Source organism: uncultured Psychroserpens sp. (assembly GCF_947500255.1).
In the GTDB taxonomy this organism is placed as follows: Bacteria; Bacteroidota; Bacteroidia; order Flavobacteriales; family Flavobacteriaceae; genus Psychroserpens.
This window is the reverse complement of the sequence record NZ_CANMRL010000010.1, coordinates 1-5473: the sequence shown is the minus strand read 5'-3', so window position 1 is coordinate 5473 and position 5473 is coordinate 1. Positions and strand designations below refer to the sequence as shown.

The 5473-nt window shown below is 45.8% G+C and carries 2 tRNA genes and 3 rRNA genes; all 5 read right to left on the bottom strand.

What is annotated here, in order from left to right:
• Positions 1-50: 50 nt before the first annotated feature.
• A 5S ribosomal RNA gene (rrf, locus tag Q0783_RS18340) occupies positions 51-158 on the bottom strand.
• 101 nt (positions 159-259) lie between these two features.
• Positions 260-3079, bottom strand: a 23S ribosomal RNA gene (locus Q0783_RS18335).
• Positions 3080-3232: 153 nt separating this feature from the next.
• Positions 3233-3306 (bottom strand) — tRNA-Ala (locus Q0783_RS18330).
• A gap of 80 nt (positions 3307-3386) precedes the next feature.
• Positions 3387-3460, bottom strand: a tRNA-Ile gene (locus tag Q0783_RS18325).
• Between the two features lie 85 nt (positions 3461-3545).
• Positions 3546-5069 (bottom strand): 16S ribosomal RNA (locus tag Q0783_RS18320).
• Together the 16S, 23S and 5S rRNA genes with 2 tRNA genes alongside form the textbook arrangement of a ribosomal RNA operon.
• Positions 5070-5473 lie beyond the last annotated feature (404 nt).

The window sequence follows — 5473 nt, the reverse complement described above, 5'->3', positions numbered from 1 at the left end:
AGTATACAAAAAACAAAAACCCCGTTCTATAAATAAGAACGGGGTTTCAAAAAAGGCGACGACCTACTCTCCCACGATTGCAGTACCATCGGCGCAAATGGGCTTAACTTCTCTGTTCGGAATGGTAAGAGGTGAGCCCCATCGCTATAATCACCTTAAATCTTTCGGTGTGTGTAGTATAATTTACTACTTAACCGTATATAATAACATATTGAAAAAAAACATCATAAAAATAATTGTAACTCTAAAAAAACAGGCGTACAATAAGCCTATGGGTTATTAGTACTACTCGGCTATGACATTACTGCCTTTACACCTATAGCCTATCAACGTGGTCATCTTCCACGACCCTTTAAAGAAATCTCATCTTGTGGTAGGTTTCGCGCTTATATGCTTTCAGCGCTTATCCTTTCCCAACGTAGCTACCCAGCAATGCTCCTGGCGGAACAACTGGTACACCAGAGGTTAGTCCAACTCGGTCCTCTCGTACTAGAGTCAGATCCACTCAAATTTCTAACGCCCACAGTAGATAGAGACCGAACTGTCTCACGACGTTCTGAACCCAGCTCGCGTGCCACTTTAATGGGCGAACAGCCCAACCCTTGGGACCTTCTCCAGCCCCAGGATGTGACGAGCCGACATCGAGGTGCCAAACCCCCCCGTCGATGTGAGCTCTTGGGGGAGATCAGCCTGTTATCCCCGGAGTACCTTTTATCCTTTGAGCGATGGCCCTTCCATGCGGAACCACCGGATCACTATGCTCTACTTTCGTACCTGATCGACCTGTATGTCTCTCAGTCAAGCTCCCTTATGCCATTGCACTCTACGCACGGTTACCAAGCGTGCTGAGGGAACCTTTAGAAGCCTCCGTTACTCTTTTGGAGGCGACCACCCCAGTCAAACTACCCACCAAGCACTGTCCCTCTATAAGAGGTTAGACTCTAGATAAGCAAAGGGTGGTATTTCAACAATGACTCCACAACGCCTAGCGACGCCACTTCATAGTCTCCCACCTATCCTACACATTACTTATCCAAAGCCAATACTAAGCTATAGTAAAGGTTCACGGGGTCTTTTCGTCCCACTGCGGGTAATCGGCATCTTCACCGATACTACAATTTCACCGAGCTCATGGCTGAGACAGTGTCCAGATCGTTACACCATTCGTGCAGGTCGGAACTTACCCGACAAGGAATTTCGCTACCTTAGGACCGTTATAGTTACGGCCGCCGTTTACTGGGGCTTCATTTCAGATCTTCGCCGAAGCTAAACCCTCCACTTAACCTTCCAGCACCGGGCAGGTGTCAGGCCCTATACATCATCTTTCGATTTAGCAGAGCCCTGTGTTTTTGATAAACAGTCGCCTGGACCTTTTCACTGCGGCCCATCCGAAGATGGGCGACCCTTCTCCCGAAGTTACGGGCCGATTTTGCCTAGTTCCTTAGCCATGAATCTCTCGAGCACCTTAGAATTCTCATCCCAACTACCTGTGTCGGTTTAGGGTACGGGCTGCTTCACTCGCTTTTCTTGGAAGTCGCTTCTCTGGATTATCACCTTGACCGTAGTCTCAGTGTACTATCGCCGTGTTACCACTGGCTTCAACGTGCATTTCCGTCAGCACGCACCAAATATACGCCTCCGTCACTTTTAACGTGAGCAGGTACAGGAATATTAACCTGTTGTCCATCCACTTCCCCTTTCGGGTTCGCGTTAGGTCCCGACTAACCCTCAGCTGATTAGCATAGCTGAGGAAACCTTAGTCTTTCGGTGTGCGGGTTTCTCGCCCGCATTATCGTTACTTATGCCTACATTTTCTTTTGTAGCTTCTCCAGCATACCTCGCAGTACACCTTCGACGACACTACAATGCTCCCCTACCACTTTTTCAAGTCCATAGCTTCGGTAGTATGTTTATGCCCGATTATTATCCATGCCGAACCGCTCGACTAGTGAGCTGTTACGCACTCTTTAAATGAATGGCTGCTTCCAAGCCAACATCCTAGCTGTCTAAGCAGTTCAACCTCGTTTATTCAACTTAACATACATTTGGGGACCTTAGCTGATGGTCTGGGTTCTTTCCCTCTCGGACATGGACCTTAGCACCCATGCCCTCACTGCTGATTAACATTTTATAGCATTCGGAGTTTGTCAGGAATTGGTAGGCGGTGAAGCCCCCGCATCCAATCAGTAGCTCTACCTCTATAAAACTATAAATCAACGCTGCACCTAAATGCATTTCGGGGAGTACGAGCTATTTCCGAGTTTGATTGGCCTTTCACCCCTACCCACAGGTCATCCGAAGACTTTTCAACGTCAACCGGTTCGGGCCTCCACTGTGTGTTACCACAGCTTCACCCTGCCCATGGGTAGATCACACGGTTTCGCGTCTACCACTACTAACTAAAGCGCCCTATTCAGACTCGCTTTCGCTACGGCTGCGGACCTGAAGTCCTTAACCTTGCTAGCAACGGTAACTCGTAGGCTCATTATGCAAAAGGCACGCCGTCACCCCAAAGGGCTCCGACCGCTTGTAAGCGTATGGTTTCAGGATCTTTTTCACTCCTTTATTCAAGGTTCTTTTCACCTTTCCCTCACGGTACTAGTTCACTATCGGTCTCTCAGGAGTATTTAGCCTTAACGGATGGTCCCGCCAGTTTCATACAGGGTTACACGTGCCCCGCACTACTCAGGATACCACTATCGATAACGATCTTTACTTATACGGGACTATCACCCTCTATGGTCACTCTTTCCAAAGTGTTCTAATTCATTACGCATCAAATATCGTGGTCCTACAACCCCAGCATTGCCGTAACAATACTGGTTTGGGCTAATCCGAGTTCGCTCGCCGCTACTATCGGAATCACTTTTGTTTTCTTCTCCTCCGGGTACTTAGATGTTTCAGTTCTCCGGGTTCGCCTCCTTACGGATAACATATCTTCAATATGCTGGGTTGCCCCATTCGGATATCTGCGGATCGATTTGTATGTGCCAATCCCCGCAGCTTTTCGCAGCTTATCACGTCCTTCATCGCCTCTGAGAGCCTAGGCATTCCCCATACGCTCTTATGTAGCTTATTGTACTTTTTGTCTTTTTAATGAGTTTATAATTAGTTAAAAGCTCGTAAACTTTAACTAATTACGATTCTGTATAACAAATCAATGTTATACTTATTTTTATGTATCTTTTTTCAATATGTCAATGAACGTTTATCTGTCCTAAAAACAGATTCGTGGAGAATACCGGAGTCGAACCGGTGACCTCCTGCGTGCAAGGCAGGCGCTCTAGCCAGCTGAGCTAATTCCCCATTTATTCCAGAACATTGTGTCCTGAACTATGAATTTAGAATTGACAACTTCTAGAATTTCCTTTATATATTATAGTTAGTAGTCTCAGGCAGACTCGAACTGCCGACCTCTACATTATCAGTGTAGCGCTCTAACCAGCTGAGCTATGAGACTCTACTATAATAGATCATTTAAATTAACAGCAAAAGAATAAACTATCTCTTTCCTTACTTAATATCGCTTAGTCGTCTTTCTCTAGAAAGGAGGTGTTCCAGCCGCACCTTCCGGTACGGCTACCTTGTTACGACTTAGCCCTAGTTACTAATTTTACCCTAGGCCGCTCCTTGCGGTGACGGACTTCAGGCACTCCCAGCTTCCATGGCTTGACGGGCGGTGTGTACAAGGCCCGGGAACGTATTCACCGCATCATGGCTGATATGCGATTACTAGCGATTCCAGCTTCACGGAGTCGAGTTGCAGACTCCGATCCGAACTGTGATAGGTTTTATAGATTCGCTCCTACTCGCGTAGTGGCTGCTCTCTGTACCTACCATTGTAGCACGTGTGTAGCCCAGGACGTAAGGGCCGTGATGATTTGACGTCATCCCCACCTTCCTCACGGTTTGCACCGGCAGTCTTGTTAGAGTTCCCATCTTTACATGCTGGCAACTAACAACAGGGGTTGCGCTCGTTATAGGACTTAACCTGACACCTCACGGCACGAGCTGACGACAACCATGCAGCACCTTGTAAAGTGTCCGAAGAAAAAACTATCTCTAGTCCTGTCACTCTACATTTAAGCCCTGGTAAGGTTCCTCGCGTATCATCGAATTAAACCACATGCTCCACCGCTTGTGCGGGCCCCCGTCAATTCCTTTGAGTTTCATTCTTGCGAACGTACTCCCCAGGTGGGTTACTTATCACTTTCGCTTAGCCACTCAGACCGAAGTCCGAACAGCTAGTAACCATCGTTTACGGCGTGGACTACCAGGGTATCTAATCCTGTTCGCTCCCCACGCTTTCGTCCATCAGTGTCAGTTGATTATTAGTAATCTGCCTTCGCAATTGGTATTCTATGTAATATCTATGCATTTCACCGCTACACTACATATTCTAACTACTTCATAATAACTCAAGATAACCAGTATCAAAGGCAATTCTACAGTTGAGCTGCAGACTTTCACCTCTGACTTAATTATCCACCTACGGACCCTTTAAACCCAATGATTCCGGATAACGCTTGGATCCTCCGTATTACCGCGGCTGCTGGCACGGAGTTAGCCGATCCTTATTCTTACAGTACCGTCAGATCCCGACACGTCGGGAGGTTTCTTCCTGTATAAAAGCAGTTTACAACCCATAGGGCAGTCTTCCTGCACGCGGCATGGCTGGATCAGAGTTGCCTCCATTGTCCAATATTCCTCACTGCTGCCTCCCGTAGGAGTCTGGTCCGTGTCTCAGTACCAGTGTGGGGGATCCCCCTCTCAGGGCCCCTATCTATCGTTGCCATGGTGTGCCGTTACCACACCATCTAGCTAATAGAACGCATACTCATCTTTTACCACCGAAGCTTTAATAATTATATGATGCCATATCATTATACCATGGAGTATTAATCTTCATTTCTAAAGGCTATCCTCCTGTAAAAGGTAGATTGTATACGCGTTACGCACCCGTGCGCCACTCGTCATCAGATTGCAAGCAATCTATGTTACCGTTCGACTTGCATGTGTTAGGCCTGCCGCTAGCGTTCATCCTGAGCCAGGATCAAACTCTTCATCGTTAAATTTTTAAGTGTTTCCACTATTATCTTAACAACTAATCGAAATTGTTTAATTTCAGTACTCAAAATGGTCTATTCTTTTGTTTGAAAATTATCGTTTCCAATAACTTCCTTACGCTGTCAATTCAATATGTTAATGAACTTTTTGTCTTCTTTTCTTAAGCGCTTTATCACTTAAGCGGGTGCAAATATAAAACCCTTTTTTTTATCCCACAATACCTTTTGTACTTTTTTTTGAAATTATTTTTTTAACCCAAATATTACACAAAATATAATCCTAGAACTACACCAACTTATCTCGTTAGCGGGTGCAAATATACAACCACTATTTTTATTACACCAAACCTTTTTTAATCTTTTTTTAAAATCTTTTTCTTAACCCTCATGAACGCCTTAATATGAAG